This window comes from Burkholderia sp. CpTa8-5 (genome assembly GCF_017815045.1).
Lineage (GTDB): Bacteria > Pseudomonadota > Gammaproteobacteria > Burkholderiales > Burkholderiaceae > Burkholderia > Burkholderia sola.
The window spans coordinates 71,249-93,832 of the sequence record NZ_JAGIQD010000025.1 but is presented as its reverse complement, the minus strand read 5'-3'; the positions used below and the strand labels follow the sequence as shown (position 1 = coordinate 93,832).

22 protein-coding genes are annotated in these 22,584 nt (G+C 64.3%); 13 read left to right on the top strand and 9 right to left on the bottom strand.

Going from position 1 to position 22,584, the window contains the following annotated elements:
* Window positions 1-401 (bottom strand): DUF4189 domain-containing protein (locus J8I35_RS28145; RefSeq protein WP_209928061.1); only part of this gene is annotated, 401 nt, incomplete at its 3' end.
* A 359-nt stretch (window positions 402-760) separates the two neighbouring features.
* On the opposite strand from J8I35_RS28145, the gene J8I35_RS28140 reads away from it, so the two are divergent.
* The gene (locus J8I35_RS28140) at window positions 761-1,108 is read left to right on the top strand and encodes a helix-turn-helix transcriptional regulator (protein WP_095413095.1); all 348 of its coding nucleotides are present in this window, start codon (window positions 761-763) and stop codon (window positions 1,106-1,108) included.
* Between the two features lie 106 nt (window positions 1,109-1,214).
* Here the strand turns inward: J8I35_RS28140 and J8I35_RS28135 are convergent, their stop codons facing one another.
* Both J8I35_RS28135 and J8I35_RS34720 read right to left on the bottom strand, forming a co-directional pair.
* Window positions 1,215-1,706 carry an HAD domain-containing protein gene (locus tag J8I35_RS28135; protein WP_257010795.1) on the bottom strand — a complete coding sequence of 164 codons (492 nt, stop codon included), beginning with the start codon at window positions 1,704-1,706 and terminating at the stop codon, window positions 1,215-1,217.
* A gap of 583 nt (window positions 1,707-2,289) precedes the next feature.
* On the bottom strand, window positions 2,290-2,706 hold the full coding sequence (locus tag J8I35_RS34720; protein WP_241020816.1) for a DUF6088 family protein: 417 nt from the start codon (window positions 2,704-2,706) through the stop codon (window positions 2,290-2,292).
* Here J8I35_RS34720 and J8I35_RS28130 point away from each other — a divergent pair.
* The 5 genes from J8I35_RS28130 (at window position 2,651) to J8I35_RS28110 (ending at window position 8,663) form a co-directional block, all read left to right on the top strand.
* The gene (locus J8I35_RS28130; RefSeq protein ID WP_165935654.1) at window positions 2,651-2,920 is read left to right on the top strand and encodes a hypothetical protein; all 270 of its coding nucleotides are present in this window, start codon (window positions 2,651-2,653) and stop codon (window positions 2,918-2,920) included. The two genes, J8I35_RS34720 and J8I35_RS28130, sit on opposite strands and share 56 nt — an antisense overlap.
* 708 nt (window positions 2,921-3,628) lie before the next feature.
* Window positions 3,629-3,970: a helix-turn-helix transcriptional regulator gene (locus tag J8I35_RS28125; protein ID WP_046196282.1), complete on the top strand. Its 342-nt coding sequence runs from the start codon at window positions 3,629-3,631 to the stop codon at window positions 3,968-3,970.
* A 531-nt stretch (window positions 3,971-4,501) separates the two neighbouring features.
* Complete coding sequence (locus J8I35_RS28120; RefSeq protein ID WP_205782998.1) at window positions 4,502-6,559, top strand: hypothetical protein; 2,058 nt, start codon at window positions 4,502-4,504, stop codon at window positions 6,557-6,559.
* A gap of 709 nt (window positions 6,560-7,268) precedes the next feature.
* On the top strand, window positions 7,269-8,321 hold the full coding sequence (locus J8I35_RS28115) for a hypothetical protein (RefSeq protein ID WP_209928055.1): 1,053 nt from the start codon (window positions 7,269-7,271) through the stop codon (window positions 8,319-8,321).
* Window positions 8,322-8,324: 3 nt separating this feature from the next.
* On the top strand, window positions 8,325-8,663 hold the full coding sequence (locus tag J8I35_RS28110) for a DUF2623 domain-containing protein (protein ID WP_205782994.1): 339 nt from the start codon (window positions 8,325-8,327) through the stop codon (window positions 8,661-8,663).
* A gap of 402 nt (window positions 8,664-9,065) precedes the next feature.
* On the opposite strand, the gene J8I35_RS28105 is transcribed toward J8I35_RS28110, so the two are convergent.
* Window positions 9,066-10,040 carry a LysR family transcriptional regulator gene (locus J8I35_RS28105; RefSeq protein ID WP_124638751.1) on the bottom strand — a complete coding sequence of 325 codons (975 nt, stop codon included), beginning with the start codon at window positions 10,038-10,040 and terminating at the stop codon, window positions 9,066-9,068.
* Window positions 10,041-10,215: 175 nt separating this feature from the next.
* Complete coding sequence (locus J8I35_RS28100) at window positions 10,216-11,190, bottom strand: GlxA family transcriptional regulator (RefSeq protein WP_209928050.1); 975 nt, start codon at window positions 11,188-11,190, stop codon at window positions 10,216-10,218.
* 116 nt (window positions 11,191-11,306) lie between these two features.
* Here J8I35_RS28100 and J8I35_RS28095 point away from each other — a divergent pair, with 116 nt between their 5' ends.
* Together J8I35_RS28095 and J8I35_RS28090 are read left to right on the top strand one after the other, a co-directional pair.
* Window positions 11,307-11,990: a DJ-1/PfpI family protein gene (locus J8I35_RS28095; RefSeq protein ID WP_124556524.1), complete on the top strand. Its 684-nt coding sequence runs from the start codon at window positions 11,307-11,309 to the stop codon at window positions 11,988-11,990.
* Between the two features lie 59 nt (window positions 11,991-12,049).
* Entirely contained in the window at window positions 12,050-12,361 is a 312-nt protein-coding gene (locus J8I35_RS28090) for a cupin domain-containing protein (RefSeq protein WP_069621228.1), read from the top strand.
* Window positions 12,362-12,419: 58 nt separating this feature from the next.
* Here J8I35_RS28090 and J8I35_RS28085 read toward each other — a convergent pair whose 3' ends face one another.
* Complete coding sequence (locus tag J8I35_RS28085) at window positions 12,420-12,704, bottom strand: PAAR domain-containing protein (protein WP_050014589.1); 285 nt, start codon at window positions 12,702-12,704, stop codon at window positions 12,420-12,422.
* A gap of 583 nt (window positions 12,705-13,287) precedes the next feature.
* Between J8I35_RS28085 and J8I35_RS28080 the strand changes: the two genes are divergently transcribed.
* Window positions 13,288-14,175, top strand: a complete 888-nt coding sequence (locus J8I35_RS28080; RefSeq protein WP_209928046.1) for a LysR family transcriptional regulator — start codon at window positions 13,288-13,290, stop codon at window positions 14,173-14,175.
* A 247-nt stretch (window positions 14,176-14,422) separates the two neighbouring features.
* Complete coding sequence (locus tag J8I35_RS28075; RefSeq protein ID WP_124638748.1) at window positions 14,423-17,530, top strand: transglycosylase domain-containing protein; 3,108 nt, start codon at window positions 14,423-14,425, stop codon at window positions 17,528-17,530.
* Between the two features lie 39 nt (window positions 17,531-17,569).
* Here the strand turns inward: J8I35_RS28075 and J8I35_RS28070 are convergent, their stop codons facing one another.
* The gene (locus J8I35_RS28070; protein WP_050014595.1) at window positions 17,570-17,917 is read right to left on the bottom strand and encodes a GFA family protein; all 348 of its coding nucleotides are present in this window, start codon (window positions 17,915-17,917) and stop codon (window positions 17,570-17,572) included.
* 148 nt (window positions 17,918-18,065) lie between these two features.
* Between J8I35_RS28070 and J8I35_RS28065 the strand changes: the two genes are divergently transcribed.
* Window positions 18,066-18,311: a DUF1272 domain-containing protein gene (locus J8I35_RS28065; protein WP_006483256.1), complete on the top strand. Its 246-nt coding sequence runs from the start codon at window positions 18,066-18,068 to the stop codon at window positions 18,309-18,311.
* Between the two features lie 39 nt (window positions 18,312-18,350).
* Here the strand turns inward: J8I35_RS28065 and J8I35_RS28060 are convergent, their stop codons facing one another.
* Window positions 18,351-19,034 carry a FadR/GntR family transcriptional regulator gene (locus J8I35_RS28060; RefSeq protein WP_124556520.1) on the bottom strand — a complete coding sequence of 228 codons (684 nt, stop codon included), beginning with the start codon at window positions 19,032-19,034 and terminating at the stop codon, window positions 18,351-18,353.
* A gap of 146 nt (window positions 19,035-19,180) precedes the next feature.
* On the opposite strand from J8I35_RS28060, the gene dgoD reads away from it, so the two are divergent.
* A complete protein-coding gene (gene dgoD, locus J8I35_RS28055) occupies window positions 19,181-20,329 on the top strand; it encodes a galactonate dehydratase (protein WP_050014598.1) in 1,149 nt (382 codons plus the stop codon).
* 148 nt (window positions 20,330-20,477) lie between these two features.
* Here the strand turns inward: dgoD and J8I35_RS28050 are convergent, their stop codons facing one another.
* Window positions 20,478-21,410, bottom strand: a complete 933-nt coding sequence (locus J8I35_RS28050; protein WP_050014599.1) for a CopD family protein — start codon at window positions 21,408-21,410, stop codon at window positions 20,478-20,480.
* Between the two features lie 390 nt (window positions 21,411-21,800).
* On the opposite strand from J8I35_RS28050, the gene J8I35_RS28045 reads away from it, so the two are divergent.
* Window positions 21,801-22,565 carry a c-type cytochrome gene (locus J8I35_RS28045; RefSeq protein ID WP_050014600.1) on the top strand — a complete coding sequence of 255 codons (765 nt, stop codon included), beginning with the start codon at window positions 21,801-21,803 and terminating at the stop codon, window positions 22,563-22,565.
* The last annotated feature ends 19 nt before the right edge of the window (window positions 22,566-22,584 follow it).

The following is a 22,584-nucleotide window of genomic DNA, read 5'->3' as shown; positions in this document are numbered from 1 at the left end:
CCATCACTTGAAGTAACGGACATCACTTTGGACACCGGCTGCAGCTCTGTCCATGCGGCCACGAAATGACGCTTACGTTTAAATGTGGTCTTGCAATCTTTCATTGCGCGCTCAGCAGCGCTTTCCGGGTTTCTGTCCGTCGACACCGATATGCCGTCATCGCTGCGAGCAATGACCAGCGCGATAGGCCCAGCAACTGGCTTGCCCACCAGACGGCATCCGCCTGATTCCTTACCGCATCCGTCCAGTGCCGCTCGAGTGGCCTCTTCGGAAGATGCCGCGTCACGCGCGACAAACGCAAATCCATTGTCGCCATGGGCGGCGACTACCCATGCACTTGCCTGCGTAGTGAACACACAAAGCCAGGCTATGAGCACAATGCGCTGTTTCCTCAACGTCATATCGACACCCCATCCGTACCCGCGCCCGCGCTACAGTTATCCGTGAGCACGAAGTTAGGCGTGCAGAAGATAACCTGACTCTGAGCGGCTGAGGTGTGAGTATCCTTCACCTTCGACGCGATAACTGTTGACTCCGCCGCAACCAGTACGCAACACCGTGGGCAACGGCGCCACGATGAGAAAGCCCGTCTTTTCATTGTTTCCCCGTAACTGCAGTGCGTCGACGCGCCATCGCCCACATGTCACGACGTGCATCCGCACTATTATTTATTTAATGACTTATTACGACATTCTATGTCGTTAACTTTAGAGCTGCCCGGCACCACACTTCATGTTGCTTAACAACAACAGACGTGGTTATGGCGCGGCAATCGGCGGGAATACCGGAACGGCTTGGGAAAGCGATTGCGCGCGAACGGATGGCACGCGGCCTGACGCAGGAGCAGCTCGCCGAAATCATTGGCGTCGAACAGGAAACCGTCAGCCGCTTCGAGCGTGGTGCGACCTTGCCGCCGCTACCGCGGCTGATACAGCTCGCCGACTATTTCGACGTTCCGCTTGAATCCCTTCTGCGAGCGAATTCCAATCGGATTGCGGACGAGGCAACTGACATTGCCGAGATGCTGTCGAAGCTCGACTCGCCAAACCGTGATTTTGTGCGTCGGTGGGTAACCGAGATGTGCGAGAGGCTCGCGAAACGGAAATAGCGGATGGCTAGCCGGTGAACCTCGTCACACCGCGCATCGGCGAGCACGACACCAAATTTCCGCTACACGCGGGACATGGCGGCTCGTACCGCGCAACGTGGTAACGTCAGTTGCCGTTACACATCTTCGCCAGCTTTATTTTCAACTCCATGAGCACGGAAGGTTCGCTTATCCCAAGCAGCGGGTCTGTGCGCACTAGATGGTCACGGCACCATGCAGGCCAATGCAGCCAGTCGTCGTCCAACGCCAGCCACGCATCTGGCTTGCGGCGCAACACATCCGACCACACTTGCATGCCGCGCGGAGCGGATGCAAACTCCCGCGGGTCCATTCCGCTGTGGTACGTGGCACCAACAACTCTCGCCTGCAGGCCCGGCGTCAGTCTGCGCGACACCCGGACGACGCTTCCTCGATAGCGGCGCACCCACGATGTCGACAGCACTATTCGCAAGTCCGGGTATGGCGACAGCACTTCTTCGAGCAGTAGGCAGTGCTCAAAGAGGGAATGGCCAAGCGCGTCCACCAAAATAGGACCGCGCTTGTGCAGCAGATACACGGACTCAGGGTGTGTCACGCCATCAAAATCGAGAAAGAGCACGCGCCCGCCCGTGTGTCGTGGGGGCGGTACGGAGAAGGCCGGCCCTGGGATTCCTGTCAGCATTTTTTCTTCAAGGCGGTGTGGACTGCGGCGATGAGGTGCGATTTCGACGCGCGCGGGCGCTTTCGTTCGACAGCATCAAGGCCAGGACGTAGTCTGGAACAGGCGTCGAACCGTGGTGACCACATCATCACCAATCAGATACGGGATTGGCGGAAGGTCAGCACTGGACTGAGCACTTCGAACGCTGGCGTATATCAACCTGCCCTCGCATCGAACATCGATTCGAAAAGCAACCACCGCGCTCGGGCGCGTGAATGCATAATCGCAAGTCTCGTAAACGAAAACAGTGAAGCGCTCGCACACCGGATATGGGCCACGTGGCGTTGGGCAGGCAAGAGCCAGTGACGCGCGATGCCACGTTGACCCGCGCGATTCGATGGAGCTGCCATCGCACACCACGGGCAAAGTGGCGCCAGTGCAGTCACCCAGGTACACGGCGACATTTGTCCTCAGCAAAGGCGCGCCTGGCGACAAATCAAGAGCTTCGCTCATCGCCTGTCCTCATGTCTGTAGATTTGCCTCACCGCGTGTCCTTGCCAACGCGCTCATAGACGACTCTCCTGCTACCCACCTGAATCCTCCGGGTTATACGTCGTCGGCCAGTGGTGACGACTGCCACCATCGGTATCTGCGTGGACCTGCCAGAGTTGTACTCCCTGGCTAACGCCCCCGGACCGACGGAAATGCCCAGCTTTTTGAAAGCCTCCGCAGCTATTGACTCGAACGTTGCGGCCGGCGCGGGACGGCCTGTATATCGATTTATGCGGGTTTTGGCATATATGCCATGGCCTACTCGTATCAGTTGTCCAGTCGCGACCAGCTTGGCTAGCACACGGGTCAGCTGCGATTGGCTTCCCAGTCCCGACACCTCCGAGCGAAGAATGACGACGCTCTTGCGCCGGCGGATGGAGCGCACGACACGAGTTTCCAGTGTCATCTTCGCCAGTAGCCCGGCACATTGCCGGATGAAGCCAATCGCAAAGAAGTCTCCCGATTGCTGCGTCGACTTGCATCCCGCAGAACGCGACCAGTACCAAACGAGCGACGCTTCAAAGCGGGTCTCCCCGCCGCATACGGAGCATGATGTCCGCGACCGCGGGTTGATGGTCTCTACTAGCCAGATGGAGCAGCACAGCAAGGCCGATTTCTGAAGCAGAATGAGATGGGTCCACGCGCATTCGCGCGATTTTTACCACCCGCTGGCCAGTGGCAACAGCCTCCCCACGTACTCGCCCTACCGAGTCAACAGATACTGTGAACCGACCGGCCGCATTTTGCACAGACGCTCGCTCCCGCTCCACGAGGCAGGTCACATGCGCTACGCGGCCCCGTTGTGTAGTCGGCACAGGCCTATTTGCTATCACGGGACCGTCCTCCGATATGAGTTGTGCGCTCTCATATCGGTGTAAAGCGTGATATGCGTCAGCCCAAATATCTGGAACGCCGCTGTGCTGTATGCACCGGGTGTACAGCTCTTGCGTCCATCGCAGGTCTGAGCCGAAACGGCCAACGCACACGGCAATGGCGATATCCTCGTCCTGCCTGAATCGCGCCGGTTCTACTACATAAGCCAACATCACCACTGCTCCTGTTACATCGCGTCTCGTTGACGGCAGCCTGTCTCGGTGTCACACGATTGCACGCCATTCCTAGCAGGCGTCGGCACCAAACACGTTCTGCACCAGCAGCAAACCCGGGGCCACCTATAAGTCGGTAACCCTGCGCAGGGAGGACATGCGCTCTCTGCGACCCGGGTGGCCGATGGGTGCCCAGTCTAAAGCGGAAAACATGCAATGTAAAGATTGGCAGTTTATAAACTGCCACTTTAAATAGGGTAGATTCACAGCTGGCGATGGGCGATGCTCCTGTCGCATATGGAAGACACCACAACACCTCACCAAAAGGCTGCCCGGCTGCGGCTCGGTGCGAATCTAAAATTGTTACGCGGGAAGCTGGGCATCTCGCAAGAGGTGCTCGCTGACCGCGTGGGGTTGCACCGGAATCACGTCGGGCAGATTGAGCGGGGCTTGGCGAACGTAACTCTGGACACTCTGGTGTCGCTCGCCAATGCGCTCGGCGTTCACGAGTCTCAACTGCTCCTAGAACCTACCGAGCGCCCTGTATCCATCAAGACCGGCCGCAAGAAGAAGACCGACGCAGGCGGCCAGACCACGGGCGACCGCAATAAGCCGAAAACTTAACGCCTCGGTTATCCGGTTGATGCCGGCGCGGTGTCTTAAACGCGTCCGCTCAAAAAATCGTACTCGTGGTGGCAGAGCCAAGAGTGCTGCCTCGTCGCAGGATGGCTGTACCGACTCGGTCGCGGAACGACGTCCATGACGCTCACAGCCACGCCTCGACGGCGCCCTGACACCAACGCAAAAGCTCGTGGTCAAGGAGCCCGGCCTCCCGAGCGCGGCCATCTGTCAGGCCACGCCCATCCGCGTTGTGTGCGTGACTCCGAATCCGCACATGTTGGGCAGGGCTTGAACCGCTCTCCCCTTCCTCCCTCTTTTCGCCTAAAACAGCCTGTTCATCCAACGTCGCTATATGCCTTTGGAACGCTGCGACGCTTGGCCATCGCTGATGGACGTCGCAACGCTCCGCGCGCCGCGGGACGCTGCGAAACACATAACGGCAGTGCTCCTGCATTTTACGAATCAAATCCGTGACGGCTTTGTTCGCCAGCATCCTTGCGTGGCCGGCCTGACACGGATTTCAGCCGTTAAAAAATGCTTAACGAACCCGTTATTTCCCAGGCGACGCTCCCCGTGAACGCGTCTATTCAACACGACGCGGGTGCCCATCCAATTGCCCCGAGTGGTTCCATTGCCCAAGGACATGCCAAGCTCACCTACCAGGAGCTCGAGCAACACATCCGGAAGCATCTTACCGCCGACGGGTGGGGCGGTCAGCGCGTCGCGAATTTCGTTTCGGCGATGCACGGCTGGATGCAGGTGTTCCAACGTAGGCCCGATGACATCGTGGGCGAGGAGTTAGGATGCAGCTTCGCCAAAAGCTTTCGGCGCTTCGAAGATGAAATGGCGCCACGACTCGCGCCCCGAACTCAGAAGGACCGTCAGGAACAAATCCGGAAGCTGAAGCAGTTGTACGACGCGCTCTCCATCAACGATTTGCTTCCACCTGTCTTCGGCGATGCACTGGCTTATGCCATTGACCGAAGCGGGGAAACACTCGCACAGATTGGCCGGCAGTCTTGCATTCTTCCTCAGGTCCTGGGCCAGTGGGTCCAAGGCAAAGGAACACCCCAGCACCAGACGAGCTATGCGCGGATTCCCGGCCTAGAGTCGGCTTTGGGATTGCCTCCTGATTGCTTGGCGAACCGGTTGCCGCCACGACGGCGTGCACGTTACGAGCGACGGAAAAATGAGCTCATGGATGCATCGACAGACACATCGGCAAAGTCCAAACGCGCCGCAAAGGTAGCCTGTCCGATGCTACGTCCAACAGCACGGCTCATGTCTCAGTGGGAGGAGCTGATTCGCTTCAAATCGGATGTAACCAGATATGGCGCGACCAAACGCAATACTTGGCGATTGAAGTCAGTCGAAGACACAGGCTTCCGCATTGGATGGGCAAACATGTGTGACGGAACAGTATGCGCCACCGCCGGATTGCAATGGTCCTTCTTTGCTCCCTTCCTTGGCTTCATCACAACGCATACCGTTCGGGGACGTACAGTGCCCAGCGAACATGCAGATTCCCTTGCATGGCTAACGTCAACCGGGCATATGAAATCGTATGTGCAGTTTCTGCGTACACGGGCTGGCAATGTCACGCACCATGGTGTCATCACGTTGCTTAACAATGCGCGGTCGCACCTGCGCCCTGAGACCGGGTTTCTGTGGCATCGCCCGGAGTTTGTCGATGACCTGTGCGCAGCTGGCGATGCACGCGCGCTGACCATTGCGACTCAATTGAATCGCGAGACCGCATGGCGCTCGTACTGTGCAGAAGCGCATCGTGAACTGCTCAACTTAGAAAAGTCTCTCGCGGCTCACTCACCCGTGCGCTACGCACGGAAGCGCAGCCAACGCGTCGCAACCATATTGGGAGATGAGTTCCCACTTAAACGCCTGGTAAAAATGGTGCGCGACCTCGAAGCCGATGAGCCGCCCCAAACTCATGAGCGAGACTACACCGTCTGGATTCGTGATGTCCTTCTTTGCAAGATGCTCATCAGCAATCCGCTACGCGTGTCCCAATTCAGCATCATGCGTTTCCGTGGCAGTCGACCAAACTTATATCAGACAGCGGATGGTTCCTGGCGACTTCGCTTCGACCCCAGTGACTTCAAGAACGAAAAAGGTGCGGCCTTCGAAGAATACGACGCCGCCGTGGAGCCGACCGTGTGGCCATGGATTCGCCGCTACCTGTCAGAAGCACGTCCCTCGCTTGTTAACGCGGAAACTGACTTTCTGTTTTTGCCCCGTGTTGAAGGTCCCAACCGAGGGGCAGGCTACGCAGCACTGGACATCGAGTTGGCCGGAAACTGGATTTCCGACTGTCTGGCCAAACGTGTAATCGTCGTGACAGCCCGATACATGCCGGAAGGAGATGGGTTCGGACCGCATACATTTCGCCATATTATTGCGACCGACCACCTCAAGCGCCACCCGCAAGACTATCTGACAGTCGCTCAACTCTTGCACGATACACTCGAGACAGTGATGGAGAACTATGCGCACCTGAAGGTAGATGACGGGTTGCGCGTGCTTCACGCTGGCGTGGCGCAGGCTATGCGTGAACTCGGCGAGTCGCACAAGTAAGAACCGAATAGCGTCGCTGCAAAGAATGGGGGGCGGCAAAGGTCACTGCCCCCACTTCGCGGTCGCGATGACTATCGACCATGCACAGTGCTCAGCAAAACCTTCGGCCGCTTGCCCTAGCGCAAGCACAGCCATCCTACGCGGGCCAAATCCAATTAGGTGCGAATAGCTCAGTCGCGGCCACTCCCCTTCTCGACGCACGGATGCCCGTACCGTCGCCGCATATGCATTTTGAATTTGTGCCAGAAAACTCTCCTGCACATGACCAGTTACGGACGGAGCATTGGCGTGGATTTGGGTCCAAGTGCGCAGGCTCTCGCCTGCATCCCTGAGGACTGCCCCACCTCGTTCTTCCCCGTGATTTTTCAGCAGACTGCGCCGCCGGCCGTCAGGCGCGCTTTGCGGAGGCCGCTTGACGCCTCTGAATCGTTTCGATAAATTCAAGCCATGAACTACGCAGCCCCCCCTCTCCGTCTCGACAGTTGCCGCGGCAACGCCTCGGCCGGGCGAGACTTTGCGCGGGCAAAGCGTACGTTCCGTGAGCGATGCGAAAGCAGCACCCTCGGGGCTTTCGCGGGCGTCCATTTGGCCTATCGGCAACGCAAACAAACCGGGCAGTTCGGATTTTTTCAAGTCAATCCGATTTTCGGACGGTCTCACGCCTTGCGTCGAGCCGTATTTGTTTGCGCCAGAAAACAGGACAACGCTCATGACCCATCTTATGATTTTCGCTACCGACTCGATTCCTAAGCGCGCCGCACGGGACGTCGAGAAACTACTGGCGGATGTGCTTCCAGCATCCGGCAAGCAAAAATTTCCCCACAAGGACCTGACCGCCTACGTGCTGTGCGGCGCGTCGGCATCGTGGCACGGCCTCGTCAATGTTTCTGACACGCCGGAAGCCGCCTCACCGCTCGACGAGGAGTGCGGTCCGGAGGTGTTCCGTGCTCGACGTGAAGAGCAGGTTCAACGCGCGATTGAGTTCTTCGCGAAGCAAGGTATGCCGCTTGAACGTGGCGCCGCCGCGACGCTACTGCGCAATTGGCAGCCGTCGGCGCGTCGTCCGCAACTCGACGTGGCGCGCTTCTACGAAGTCCAGGCCAACAACGGCTACACGGGTTCCGAGCGCCTGTGCGCTGTTTTGCTCAACCGCCTGATTTACTCGCGCGAGGTACCGAAGGCGCAGCAGGTCGAACTGATTCTCGACAACGTGTACTTCAGCCGCGACCCGCGGCGCGCAGCCCTTATCCAGGCCGACGCGGGTATCGTCGCCGTGCGACTCGTCAATTTGCGCGAGCATCCGGATGCGGCGATTGGCGTTCGCATTCTGGAGGCGTTCGAGGGCAGCGGCTTTGACTATCCACGCGTGTCGCTCGCGAAGGCGCTGACCTACGGCTGGGGATGCGAGCAGGCGCCGAAGCGCGCATGGGCGCTCCTCCGGTCGGTCGACATCGATACGTTCACAACCGACGCGGCGACAATCGAGTACTGCAAGCTGGTCGCGGGACTGGCCGCAGGTGGAGAGGTCGGCGCGCGCGACCTGCCCCTCGCGCTGAAGATGTGCGAACGCGCGGCGCACCTTGGAGACGGAGAGTCAGCCTATAACGCTTGCTTGTTCTACGCAAAAACGCGTTTTGATGCCAAGGCGGACATCTATTCGGGCGTGGTCGAGCCAGACGAGGAGCGTTCGCTCGCGTACTTTCACATGGCTATCATCGCGGGATACAACCCGAACACGGCACAATTCGCACCGGGGGCGTAAATCATGGCGACGAAATCTCAAAAACCACAATCCGCACTGGACGCCGGCTACGAGGCAGGCATGCAGGCGGACGTAGAGCCGTCAGACTATGATATGTCGTTCTTCGAGCCCGACTACCGGCTGGGCTTCGTTGTGGGCCACAGCACTGCCGAGTCGATTCGCCGGGCAAGCCCGATGGCCGCTGCGGTGATGGCAGCCGACCTGGGCCCGCGATACAACGTTCCGCTGGACGTTTTGCTCGAGCAATTGGAGCTACCGGACGACCTATGCGGTATCGTCGAAGAAGCGTATGAGCCCGGTGACCCGGACGACGACGAGTCTGAAGAAGACGACCTTGCATAAGACGAGCCGGCTCACGGTCGGCAGCGTGACAGGCTGAATTCAGACGCCCCGTTCCAAACGGGGCGTTTTTCGTTTTGGACTGCGAGCGGGATGCCTTGCGCGTCGACGATGAGGTGGTGTTTGCTGCCGAGCTTGCGCCGTACGTGAACTGTAAGCGAGTGTGCTGCGGCCGATTGGAAGGGAATTGGAGCTTGGAACTGTTACCCTCGCCTGCTATCTTGAAAACGTGTAGCGGCTGCAAAACGAGGCGGAGCAGGGCTCTGACGACAATCGTCGCGAGTCCCTGATTCGCCACCAAATGCGAAAAGCCGCTGTTTCGAAAGAAACAGCGGCTTTTTTCATTGCTTCAGCGCACACGGTGCCGCACGTTGCCCGTCCCTCAGCCCACGTGCTGCGCCGCGACTACGCCACCACCGCTCCGCGCTTCGCATCCGCCGCCTCCGCCCCCACCTTCCCCCGCCAGTTCTCCCCACCTTCCAGCGCCGGCGTCGACTCGAACACCTCCGCGATCCAGTCCGCAAACACGCGCACCTTCTGCGACAAATGCCGGTTGTGCGGATACACGATGGAAATCGGCTTCGGCTTCGGATTGCTGTCCGGCAGCACTTCGACCAGCGAACCGTCGAGCAGGTGCGGCAGCACCATGAACAGCGTCGGCTGGATCATCCCGAAGCCTTCGAGCCCGCACGTCACGTACGCATCCGAATCGTTGACCGTGACGCTGCCGTTCATCCGCACCTCGAACGGCTTGCCGTCGATCATGAACACCCACGGAATCGCCCGCGCGCCGTGGCTCGCGCGGAAATTCACAGCATGATGCTCGACGAGATCGGCAATCTCGTTCGGCTCGCCGTGACGCGCGAGGTAATCGGGCGACGCGCACGTCACGCGCTTGAGCATCCCGATGCGCCGCGCGACCATCGAAGAATCCTCGAGCGGCCCGACCCGGATCATGCAGTCGATGCCCTCCTCGACCGGATCGACGTAGCGGTCGGACAGCCCCAGCTCGAGCGTGATGTCCGGATAGCGCTGCCGGAAAATCGACAGCGACGGCAGCACGATGCGCCGCCCGAGCGAACTCGGCATGTGGACGCGCAGCATGCCGCTCGGCTTGCGGTTGCCGGCCTGGAAACTCGCGTCGGCCTCGGCGATCTCCGCGATGATCTTCATGCAATGCTCGTAGTACGCGGCGCCCTCCGGCGTCAGCGACAGCCGGCGCGTCGTCCGGTGCATCAGGCGCACGCCGAGCAGCGCCTCGAGATTCTGGATGATGGTCGTCACCGACGCGCGCGGCATCGCGAGCGTGTCGGCCGCCCGCGTGAAGCTGTTCGCGTCGACCACGCGGGTAAAAACTTCCATTGCCTGGATTCGGTCCATGCCGCTTCCCCTTCGAATCACCAACGGAACAGAATAGAGCCCGCGGCGGGCGCGGCACAAGCCCCCGCCTATTGTTGTCCAATCCTGAATAGTTTCGGTGCTTCGGACTCGAAACCGACCGGTTTCCGTTCAGTTCCGCGCAGCGCCTGCTCTGGCCCCGCTCATCCGTCGTCTGTTACCGCACGAACCGCTCGCGATATCCCTGCGGCGACACGCCGAGCACGCGCACGAAACTGCGTCGCAGCGTCTCCTCGGTACCGAAGCCGCAACGCCCGGCGATCCGCTTGACGGGCCACGCCGTTTCGCCGAGCAGGCGTTGCGCGGCCTCGACCCGGATCTGCTCGACCGCGCGCGCGGGCGTGCGGCCGGTCTCCGCACGATAGTGGCGCACGAAGCTGCGCTCGCTCATGCTCACGCGCTCGGCGAGCGCGGGCACCGACAGGTCGGCCGTCAGGTGCTCGGCCATCCACGCGTGCAGCTCGCCGAACCGGTCGGCAGTGCGCTGCATCGACAGCATCGTGCTGAACTGCGCCTGTCCGCCCGGACGCTTCAGGAACACGACGAGTTCGCGCGCGACGTCGAGCGCGGTCGCCCGACCGAGATCCTCTTCGACCAGCGCGAGCGCCAGATCGATGCCGGCCGTCACGCCGGCCGACGTCCACAGCGCGCCTTCGCGGATGAAGATCGGGTTCGGTTCGACACGCACGTTCGGGTAGCGCGCCGCGAATTCGTCGCAGCGCGCCCAGTGCGTGACCGCGCGCCGCCCGTCGAGCAGGCCGGCCTCGGCGAGCAGGAACGCGCCGGTGCAGACCGACGCCACGCGGCGCGCGCGCCCGGCCTGCTGCCGCACCCAACTCACCACCCGCGCATCCTTCGACGCCGCATGCACGCCCTTGCCGCCGGCGACGATCAGCGTGTCGGGACGGCGCGCGGCCGCGCGCAGCGACTCGGCCATCACGACGAGGCCCGACGACGTCTCGACGGGCCCGGCTTCGACGGCCACGACGCGCGGCGCATACGGCGCCGGCTGCCCGCGCTCCAGCGCGAGCTCGTTGACGGATGCGAACACCTGCAGCGGCCCCGTCACATCGAGCAGTTGCGCACGGGGAAACGCGAGGACGAGGATCGAACGCGGAGCGGCGGCGGGCATGGCGATTGGCTGAAAACGTGGGTGATATGGCAATTTCGCCAAACACTACGCGCCTAGAATCGATCTGTCCATCCCGTGCCGAACGGCGCGCGTTCCCTTCCCGTCGGAGTCTTCGCATGACCCTGCATATCGGCCTTCTCGTCTTTCCGGGCGTCCAGCAACTCGACCTCACCGGCCCGCACGATGTGCTCGCGTCGCTGCCCGACGCGGCCGTCCATCTGGTGTGGAAGTCGCGCGACGCGGTCGCGTCGAGCAGCGGCCTCGCGCTCGCGCCCACCTGCACGTTCGACGACTGCCCGCCGCTCGACGTGATCTGCATCCCGGGCGGGATCGGCATCAACGACCTGCTGCTCGATACCGAAACGATCGCGTTCGTGCAACGGCGCGCGGCCACCGCGCGCTACGTGACGTCGGTCTGCACGGGCGCGCTGCTGCTCGGCGTGGCCGGCCTGCTGCGCGGACGGCGCGCGACGACGCACTGGCGGTTCCACTCGCTGCTCGAACCGTTGGGCGCGATACCGGTGCGCGAGCGCGTCGTGCGCGACGGCAACCTGGTCACGGGCGGCGGCGTGACGGCCGGCATCGACTTCGCGCTGACGATCGCCGCGGAGCTGGTCGGCGACGAAGAAGCGCAGGCGATCCAGTTGCAACTCGAATATGCGCCCGCGCCGCCGTTCGACGCCGGCTCGCCCGATACCGCGCCGGCTGCGGTCGTGACGCGCGTCACCGAGCGGACGGCCGCCGGCTTCGAGAAGCGCAAGCAGATCGTCGAGCAGGCGCTGCGCGCAGCGTCGCGCTGAACGCGGATGTCGGAAAAATCACGGGAAAGCGGCACACACGCGTGCCGGAGAACACATCGATGAAGATCATCCGGAGTGCCGCATTCACGGCGGACCGCGCGTGGGGCGCGCTCGACATCGCGAACCTGAACGGCATCACGGTCCGGCTGCACTGGACCGACCAGCCGTATCGCTGGCACGTGAACGACGGCGAGGAGGTGTTCGCGGTGCTCGATGGCCGCGTCGAGATGCGCTACCGCGACGCAGGCGTCGAGCATGCGACGGTGCTCGAGACGGGCGACGTCTTCCATGCGACGGTCGGCACCGAGCACGTCGCGCATCCGCTCGGCGCCGCGCGCATCCTCGTGATCGAGACCGCAGGCAGCGTCTGACAGCGGGCATCGGTGTCTCGACGCAGCGCGGACGACGACCGCCTGCGCGCGGCGGGGCTCAGCCCGAGATCGTCCCGGTCGCCTGCGACGGGATCAGTTTCGGCTGCGGCGTGCACAGACACTGGCACAGGTCGTGTTCGAGCGCGACGACCTTGCCCATCACGGTCATCGTGCGCTCGCCGCCGTCCGATACGATCACGCCCGGCGACTTGCACGCCGCGCAGAACACAGCTGCGCCGAGATAGGAGAGTTCGCGCCCGTCGAACGACGAATTGGCGATCCCTTCGAGCACGACGCCGCCGTGATCGGTCGTGTCGCCCTTCAGAATGAATTTGCGGCTCATGATGTCGGTTCTTCCCTCGGAAACGCCGCGCGACGCAACCGCGCACGGGCATCGTGAAACCGCCCGTCGGTCGCGGGCGTCCCGCGAGCATATCACCGCTGGCCGCGGCCGCGACACGGGTCCTCGGCGTGGGCCGCCCGCTGCAACACGTGCTCGCCGCGCACGGCCATCCGGCGGCCACGCGCGCTCACGCGCCGCGATGCGCCAAACCCGATTACCTGCGACTACCCGTTCCGCCGTTCCACCGAGGCCGTGCGCCGGCACGAACGCGCGAAGCTGCCAACGCAACAGGGACGTATACGGTTCGGCATCACATCGCATCGATAACGTCCGATTCTTTAACGAAAAAGTAGCCTATATTTTCGTACAATTACTAAATACAAATCCGTCAAAAAGGTTTAATGGCAATCTCAATCAAATCGCCAATTCAACGACTTTAATGCCTTGTAACCCACCATTCTCATACCGTTCGCACACCGGATAAATACGCGATTCCATAATAATAATTCGCGAAAAACGTCCGTTAAAATCCAGCAAATCGATAGATAGAATCAAGTCATCGCTTTCTATTTATCGATAAAAAATGGACGAACTCCTACCGATGCGACTATTCGTCAAGGTCGCCGAACTTCGCAGTTTCGCGCGCGCGGCCACGGAACTGAACATCTCCAATTCGTCGGCCACCCGCCTCGTGATGAGCATCGAGGATCGGCTCGGCGCACGCCTGCTGAATCGCACCACCCGCAGCCTGTCGCTGACCGACGCGGGCCACCTCTATCTGGCGCAGATACGTCACGTGATCGACGAGATCGACCGGGTCGAGGAAACGATCGCCTCGATGCATCACGAACCGATTGGATCGCTGAAAATCGCGGCGCCGGTCATGTTCGGCATGCACGTGCTCGCGCCGGCCATCGACGCGTTCAAGACGCGCCATCCGGCCATCGTGCCGGAAGTCACGATCGTGGACCGTCACGTCGACCTCGTGTCCGAGGGCTTCGACATCGGGCTGCTGCTGTCGCAGCACATCAGCAACAACACCCTCGTGAAGCGCCCGCTCACGCGCATCAACCGGATCGTCTGCGCGGCGCCGCACTATGTCGAACGGCACGGCGCGCCGGGCCATCCGCACGATCTCGCATCGCACGCGGGCCTGGCATTCCATGCCGATTTCGCGGGCGAATACTTGTCGTTCGAACACGAACAAACGCGCATCACCGTGCGCCCGAACAAATCCGCATCGTCGAACAACGTCGGGTTGATCCGGAACTGGGCGCTGTCCGGCATGGGCATCGCGGTCCTGCCCGATTTCCTCGTCAAGCCGGATCTCGACGACGGCCGGCTGCTCGCGCTGCTGCCCGGCTATCGGCTCGAAGCCCTCGAGATGAATGTCGCGTACCCGACCCGCCGGCATTTTCCGCGCAAGGCACGGCTGTTCGTCGATCACCTGATCGAGCATTTCACCAGTTGAATGAACGGTGAAATCGCGCACCATTTTTCCACGCTGCGTCGCCGCCGCCCGCCCGACCTGCCCAGGGCCGGCGCACCGCGCCGGCTGGCGCCCCGACCGCCATCGACCCGTCGCCCGGCTGGCGCGGGCACGCCTGTTGCGCCGGCGCATCTCGGTAGTCAACCGGCCTTGGCAGCCCGCCGCGGAGGACTACACTAATCCTTAATGGGGTGTGGCCGGACAACCGCGCCCTCAGGGAGACGCCGCCATGAATCGGCCGCTGAATCGTATCCTCCCGCGCGTGACCGGTCCCGCATCGGTCTGGACGTGGGTCAAGTGGTCTTTGCTCGCCGCACTGCTGATCGCGGTGGCGATCGTCGCGCGGCTGGTGCAGACCGAGATCGAAACGTCCCGGCTGCAGGCGCGCTACCTGTCCGAGCTCACCCGCGACGTCGGCTACACGGTCGAGACGGGGCCGAGCGATCACATCCGCTTCCCCGGGAACGGCCCGTACGACCAGCGCTTCGGCTACGCGCTGATCCCCGCGTTCCAGCAGCGGCTGCTCGCGCGCGGCTTCGTCGTCAGCGAACAGGCGCGCGATTCGCAGCGGATGCTGTCGCTCGGCGAGCGCGGGCTATTTCTCCCTTACGAAGAGAAAGACCAGACGGGCCTGATGCTGTTCGATTCGACCGGCTCGCCGCTGTTCGCGACCGTGTTCCCGCAGCGCGTCTATGCCGACTTCGACACGGTGCCGCGCGTGATCACCGATTCACTGCTGTTCATCGAGGATCGCTACCTGCTCGATGCGAACGAACCGAACCGCAACCCGGCGATCGACTGGGGGCGCTTCAGCCGCGCGCTGGCCGACCAGGCGCTGCACGTGGTCAATCGCCATCAGGCGCGCCCGGGCGGCAGCACGCTCGCGACGCAGATCGAGAAATTCCGCCATTCGCCCGAGGGCCGCACCGCGACGCCGCCCGAGAAGCTGCGGCAGATCGCGTCCGCGTCGGTGCGCGCGTACCTGAACGGCCCGCAGACGATGCTCGCGCGCCGCACGATCGTGGTGCGCTACCTGAACTCCGTGCCGCTCGCCGCGCGGCCGCACGTCGGCGAAATCACCGGCATCGGCGACGGCCTCGCCGCGTGGTACGGCCGCGACTTCAACGACGTGAACCGGGTGCTCTCCGCGCCGACGACCGGCGACAACGTCGACCAGCAAGGCAAGATGTTCCGCGAGGCGCTGTCGCTGCTGATCGCGCAGCGCGCGCCGTCGTACTTCCTCAACCGCGGCTATCCGGCGCTGCAGAAGCTGACCGACAGCTACCTGCGGCTGCTGTCGAACGGCGGCGTGATCTCGCCCGCGCTGCGCGATGCCGCGCTCGCCGCGCAGATCGAACGCAGCGCGCCGCCGGCCGCCGCGCGCGTGCAGTCGTTCGTGTCGCGCAAGGCCGTGACCTCCGCGCGCGCGTCGCTGCTGTCGGCGCTCGGCATCAGCGACCTGTACCAGCTCGACCAGCTCGATCTGCAGGCCACCAGCACGCTCGACAACGGCGTGCAGCAGGCGGTCGCGGAGCGGCTCGCGCGGGCATCGACGCGCGACGGCGCGCAGGCCGCCGGCCTGTACGGTTTCGAGATGCTGGCGCCGAAGGACGACCCGTCGCACCTCACGTACAGCTTCACGCTGTACGAGCACCGCAACGGCGCGAACATGCTGCGCGTGCAGACCGACAGCGTGAACCAGCCGTTCGACGTGAACCGCGGCGGCCGCATCAACCTCGGCTCGACCGCGAAGCTGCGCACGCTGATCACGTACCTGCAAATCGTCGCCGACCTGCATGCGCGCTATGCGAACCTGTCGAACGCGGAGCTGGCGCGCGTGAAACCGGATCCGATCGACGGGCTGTCGCGCTGGGCGCTCGACTACCTGTCGCATACGCGCGACCGCTCGCTGCAGGCGATGCTGGATGCGTCCGTCGAACGCAAGTATTCGGCGAGTCCGGACGTGTTCTACACGGGCGGCGGCGCGCAGGTGTTCTCGAACTTCGAAAAGTCGGACAACGGCCGCATCCTGACGCTGCACGCGGCGTTCGAGCACTCGGTCAACCTCGTGTTCGTGCGGCTGATGCGCGACATCGTTCACTACGAAACGCTGCAGGCGGCCGGCCCGTCGTCGTCGTGGCTCAACGATCCCGCGCAGCGCCAGCATTACCTGCAGCAATTCGTCGACGGCGAAAGCCAGGTCTACGTGAAGCGCTACTACACGCGCTATGCGGGCAAGGCGCCCGACGACGCGCTCGCGCTGATGCTGCGCGACGTACGCAAGTCGCCGCCGAAGCTCGCGACGGTGCTGCGCAGCGTCGCGCCGAACGAATCGCTTGCATGGTTCGATGCGCAGATGCGCGCGCAACTGAAAGGCACGCCGGCCGCGACGCTGTCCGACGACGATCTCGCCGCGCTCTACGCGAAGTACGCGATCGACCGCTTCAACCTCAACGATCGCGGCTATATCGCGAGCGTTCATCCGCTCGCGCTGTGGACGCTCAACTACCTGCGCGCACATCCGGCCGCGTCGCTCGCCGACGTGCAGCGCGACAGTCGCGATGCGCGTTTCTACACGTATTCGTGGCTGTACAAGACCCGCTACCACGCGACGCAGGACCGCCGCATCCGCCGCATGGTCGAGCTGCGCGCGTACGCGGAAATCACGAAGTCGTGGCGCGCGCTCGGCTACCCGTTCGCGGAGGTGACGCCGTCCTACGCGGCCGCGATCGGCGCCTCGGGCGACCAGCCCGACGCGCTCGCGAAACTGATCGGCCTGATCGCGAACGGCGGCCAGAAGGCGCCGACCGAGACGATCACACGGCTCGATTTCGCGAAGGGCACGCCGTACGAAACCCGCTTCGTGCGCGCGGCCGCGCAGCCGCAGCCGATGCTGGCGCCGGAGATCGTCAACGTCGCGCACACGCTGCTGCGCGACGTCGTGCTCCACGGCACCGCGCGCCGCCTCGCGGGCGGGCTCACGCTGCCGGACGGCAAGACGCTCGACGTGTACGGCAAGACCGGGACGGGCGACCAGCGCTTCAACATCTATGCGCGCGGCGCGCGGCTGATCGAGTCGCGCAAGGTCAACCGCAGCGGCACCTTCGTGTTCGCGATCGGCGACCGGTTCTTCGGCGTGCTGACGGCGACCGCGCACGAGCCGTATGCGGCGCGCTACGACTTCACGAGCGCGATGGCCGTGCAGTTGCTGAAGTCGATGGCGCCGGCGCTCGCGCCGCTGATCGAACGCCCGGCCGACGCCGGCACGCGCACCGCCGGCCCGGCGCCGCAAGCGGAAACGCCTGCGCCGAACGCGGCGGCCGTGCAACCCTCCTGATCCGATTGCGCCGCGCAGGCGCCCGCAACCGCGCGCCGCTCAGCGCGAGCGGCCGTCGTAGTGCGTGACGGGCAGCGCGTCGAGATCAACGCCCTCGACGCAGCGCACGTTGATCGCGGCCATTGCGGTGCCGTCCGGATGGACGCCTTCGCCGAATACATGAATCCCGCACCGCTTGCAGAAGCGATGCCGGATCACGTGCTTGTTGAACAGGTAGGTCGCGAGATTTTCGTCGGGCGTCAGCAGCTTCATGTGGTCGCGCGGCACGAACCACATCAGCGCGCCCTTGCGCTGGCAGATCGAGCAGTTGCACGCCATCACGCCCTGCAGGTCGCCTTCCGCCTCGAACGTCACGTCGCCGCAATGGCAGCTTCCGCGATAAAGCATGGTCGTCTCCCGGTGCAGCCCGTGCGCAGCGCCGGCGCCCGGGCGGGACGCCGTTGGCCGGGCCGATCCAAACGCGTACAGTAGCGCTCGCACGCGCCGCACGCAATGTCCGGGCGGCGCCCATCCGTCATCGACCCAGGAGACCCTCATGCTCGAACTGCGCCCCGGCTGCGAATGCTGCGACAAGGACCTGCCGCCCGATTCGGCGGAAGCGCGCATCTGCACATTTGAATGTACGTTCTGCGCGACCTGCGCCGACGACGTGCTGAAGGGCCGCTGCCCGAACTGCGGCGGCGACCTGGTCGCGCGGCCGCGGCGGCCGGCGAGCCTGCTCGCGAAGTACCCGCCGTCGACGGAACGCATCCACAAGCCGGGCGGCTGCGCGAACGCCTGACGACACGGTGCGGCGCGGGGGCCGCCTCGCCCCGCTCCGTCACGACATCTCGATCCGCGCGCGCGTCACCGCGAGCAGCGTCGCCATCGCGCGGCGCGCGCCGTCTTCGTCGCGCACGCGGATCGCGTCGCTGACGGCCGTGTGCTCGGCAAGCGACGCGTTGTACACGTCCGCCCGGCGCGCGTTCAGCTGCAGTTGCGCCTCGAGCGTGCGATCGATCAGCGCGCCGAGCGGCACCAGCAGCTCATTGCCGCCGGCCTCCAGCACGCTCAGGTGAAAGTGCAGGTCGGCGCGTACCCATTCGTCGACGTTGCGCGCGGCGGCCATCGCGCGCACCGCGCCGTCGATCGCGTCGAAGGCTTCGGGCGTATGGGTGCGCGCGGCGAGCGCAGCCGCGTGCGGCTCGATCATCTCGCGCATTTCCTGCAGCTTCAGCGCGAACGCGAGCGGCGGCGCGACGCGCGCATACCAGTCGAGCAGGTCGGCATCGAGCAGGTTCCACGCACGGCGCGGCCGCACGCGCGTGCCGACCTTCGGCCGCGATTCGACCAGCCCCTTCGACGTCAGCGTGCGCAGCGCCTCGCGCATCACCGTGCGGCTCACGCCGTACATCTCCATCAGGTCGGGTTCCCTCGGCAGCAGCGATTCGGGCGGATAGTCGCCGCGCAGGATCGCCGTCGCGAGCCGGAAGGCCGTCTGTCCATGCAGGTCGCGTTGAATGATCGTTCTCCGTCGGGCGGGCTGCCCACTATCTGCACATTAATGCTATTAATACTATTTTTTATTCGACTACGCTAGGATAACCGCGAAAGCACGGATCGTGCGCCGCGCCCGCGCGGGCGCGCCGGTCAATCATGGAGACACGCGTCATGAAAATCACCCGCCTCGAAACGTTCGTCGTCCCGCCCCGCTGGCTGTTCCTCAAGATCGAAACCGACGAGGGCATCATCGGCTGGGGCGAGCCCGTCGTCGAAGGCCGCGCGCACACGGTCGAGGCCGCCGTGCAGGAACTGGCCGACTACCTGGTCGGCCGCGACCCGCTGTTGATCGAGGATCACTGGCAGGTGATGTACCGCGCGGGCTTCTACCGCGGCGGCCCGATCATGATGAGCGCGATCGCGGGCGTCGACCAGGCGCTGTGGGACATCAAGGGCAAGCATCACGGCGTGCCCGTGCACGCGCTGCTCGGCGGCCAGGTGCGCGACCGCATCAAGGTGTATTCATGGATCGGCGGCGACCGGCCGAGCGACGTCGCGAACAATGCGCGCGCGGTGGTCGAGCGCGGCTTCAAGGCCGTGAAGATGAACGGCTCCGAGGAACTGCAGATCGTCGACACCTACGACAAGGTCGAACAGGTGATCGCGAACGTCGCGGCGGTGCGCGACGCGGTCGGCCCGCACGTCGGGATCGGCGTCGACTTCCACGGCCGCGTGCACAAGCCGATGGCGAAGGTGCTCGCGAAGGAACTCGACCCGTACAAGCTGATGTTCATCGAGGAGCCGGTGCTGTCGGAGAACGCCGAGGCGCTGCGCGACATCGTCAACCAGACCAACACACCGATCGCGCTCGGCGAGCGGCTGTACTCGCGCTGGGACTTCAAGCACATCCTCGCGGGCGGCTACGTCGACATCATCCAGCCGGACGCATCGCACGCGGGCGGCATCACCGAGTGCCGCAAGATCGCGACGCTCGCGGAAAGCTACGACGTCGCGCTCGCGCTGCATTGCCCGCTCGGGCCGATCGCGCTCGCCGCGTGCCTGCAGCTCGACGCGATCAGCTACAACGCGTTCATCCAGGAACAGAGCCTCGGCATCCACTACAACCAGGGCAACGACCTGCTCGACTATCTGCGCAACCCCGAGGTGTTCCGCTACGACGATGGCTTCGTCGCGATCCCGCAAGGGCCGGGGCTCGGCATCGACGTGAACGAGGAGAAGGTGCGCGAGATGGCGAAGACCGGCCATCGCTGGCGCAACCCGGTGTGGCGCCACGCGGACGGCAGCGTCGCCGAGTGGTGATGAACGCGTGAGATAAATAAGAAAGACGCGGGGTGCGGCGCGCGCCGCGCAATGCGTTCGACACGGCCGCCCGACAAGGCGGCCGTTCTTGCATCCGCGCCACGCCAGCGGCGCGCGCCAGCGCCCTGCGCCCTGCGTCGTTCGGCCGTCAGCCGAGCGCCGCGAACCCCGGCACGCTGAACGACAGCACGGCCGCCGCCACGAACACGCCGATCATCGTCATCCCTTCGAGATGCAGGATGTTGCGGAACGTGTACGCGTCCTCGGTCGACGCGGTGCGGCGCAGGCGCGGCAGCGCCGAGAAGCGGTTGAGCCCGCCGAGCACGAGCGCGAGCGCGACGAGCAGCAACTTCAGCAGCAACACGCGCCCCCACGTGCTGCCGTCGAGCGGCGCGAGCGAGCCGCCGAGCCCGCGGATCGCGTTGAGCACGCCGGTGCCGAGCACGAAGACGACCGCGACGATCGACGTGCGCGACAGGTGCTGGCCGATGCGGATCAGCGCGCCGCGCGCGACCGACGTCCCGAGCGCCGGCAACACCGCGAGCCCGCCCGCGAGCACGAGGCCGCCCCATACGGCGGTGGCCAGCAGGTGCAGCGTCTGCACGCCGACCGCCGCGGACAGCACGCCGCTGTCGGCCGCATGGCCGAGCGACGCCTTGCCGGCCGCGACCACGATCACCGCGAGCCACAGCACTGCATGCGCGACCGGGCCGTCCGGCTTCGCGAGCGCGACGATCGCGAGCAGCAGCGCGCCGGCGAACGCGACGCTCCACGCGAAGCCCGTATGCGTTTGCATCAGCATGACGGGAATCGCGGCGAACGCGCCGCCGAGCCCCGCGCCGCTCATCGTCGCGGCCTCGTAGACGAGCCAGCCGAGATCGGCGAGCACCAGCGCCAGCGCCGCCGCGACCAGCGAATGTTGCGCGCGCAGCCAGGCGGGGTGCGACGGCGCGATGACCGGCCGCGCACCGTCCTTGCCGAGCCACGCCTTGAGCAGCGCCGAGCCGACCGCCATCGCGAACGCCGCATCCATCAGCGCCGCGAGCGCGACCTGACCGATCCACAAGCTGTCGAACTTCATCGCGCGCCCCCTCCCGCAAGCGGCAGGCCGGCAGTGCGGCGGCACCGGGACGGACAGCGGGACGGACAGCGGGAGGCAGGCAACGGCACGGTAGAAAACGTCATCGATGAATCCGGAAACGGGAGAAATGACTGGACCTGCGGCGGAGGCGGCGCCGCGCGACCCGCGAGTGTACGGTCTTCGATGGGGAAAACGCACGCCGGTTCACATGCCCCCGGCGCAATGCGCGTCAAATTGTCGCAAGTCGCAAACGGACAGGAACCGATGTCCTTTTGCCAAATAGCCGTCATTACCCATCGATGATAGAATGCCGCGTCGCAGCAGCCCGGCTGTCCTGCCGTCCATGCGCCGAGCCGATCGTAGCCCGGACAAGGTCCCCGACGAATAAACATGGAGTCTCGTGTGTCTTCAAGACGCCTCTTCCGTCCGCTGCTCGCCGTTCTGATGATCGGCGGCGCGGGCCTTATGAGCGCTGCCCAAGCGCAGACCAAGCCCACGGAGCAAGCGCACGCCCAGCAGGCGCCGCTCAAGGCACCCGATACCATGGCCGAGCGCGTGCGCGGCTGTACTGCATGCCACGGCGTTCACGGCCAGGGCACGGACAACGACTACTTCCCGCGTCTTGCCGGCAAGCCGGCCGAGTACCTGTACAACCAGCTCGTCAACTTCCGTGACGGCCGGCGCAAGTACCCGCCGATGAACTATCTGCTGACGTACCTGAACGACGATTACCTGAAGGAAATCGCCGAGCACTTCTCGGCCGAACGTCCGCCGTACCCGACGCCGGCGAAGCCGACGCTGCCGGCCGCGACGCTCGCACGCGGCAAGCAGCTCGTCACGCAGGGCGACCCGTCCCGCAAGCTGCCGGCCTGCGTGGCCTGCCACGGCGCAGGGCTGACCGGCATGCAGCCGGCGATCCCGGGCCTCGTCGGCCTGCACGCCGATTACCTGAGCGCGCAGCTCGGCGCATGGCGCTCGGGCAACCGCCACGCGAAGGCGCCCGATTGCATGCACGACATCGCCGCGAAGCTTTCCGACGAAGACGTGACGGCCGTGACCGCGTGGCTCGCCGCGCAACCGGCGCCCGCCAACCCCGTGCCGGCCCCGGCGCGTTCGATGAAGACTCCGCTCGCCTGCGGCAGCGAACCGCAATAAGGCAAGGGAGACAGACACA